1 pseudogene is annotated in these 725 nt (G+C 45.7%); it reads left to right on the forward strand.

The annotated features are described in order from the left end of the window. Positions 1-277: 277 nt before the first annotated feature. Positions 278-725: pseudogene (gene cyaA, locus R7P74_RS26345) on the forward strand (class I adenylate cyclase); the annotation flags it as partial.

Consider the following 725-nt stretch of genomic DNA (forward strand, 5'->3'; position numbering starts at 1 on the left):
GTTATCTCGTGGGGCTAAGGAAGGATTTACATAAGGTTGTGAAAATAGTGTGACTGGATTCTCAATTAGACTAAGGACTATTATTAGTTAGAGGCGATTACAAGCGACACTACCGCGTCTTCATTTTTGTGACTAAAGTATGGTTTTACGTCCGGTGCGAATTAAGGGGGGAAAACTTTAACAAACCCCATGAAAGTGTTAAATTGATCACGTTTTTAGGCCGTTTTGGTTTAAAACATCAGCAGATGTCCGTGATTGTTCAACCAAGGAATTACCCTTGCAGGCTTACACCTATACCATCATTCAGCGATTAGACAATTTGAACCAGCAGCGTATCGATCGCGCGCTGGCGCTTATGGATTCGCAAAGCCAGCAAGTTTTCCACTTGATTCCTGCCTTACTGAACTACAATCACCCAGTCATTCCGGGCTACTACGACGCTGACGTTCCGTACGGCGTACACGGACTTGAACTCAATCCTATCCAACAGCAATTCATCGACGACATACAACTCGCCATTGGTCAGCCACTCAAGACGGCAGAAAAGCCAGCGATCTTGGGCTTATATACCATGGGTAGTACGTCATCGATTGGTCAAAGCACTTCCAGCGATTTAGACATTTGGGTAGGTATTTCGCCAGAGATGGATTGCGACGAACGTGAATTGCTCACCAACAAATGTTTGCTGATCACCGATTGGGCGCAAAGCCAAGGGGTGGAAGCGA

It is taken from the genome of Vibrio sp. 2033 (assembly GCF_033339735.1).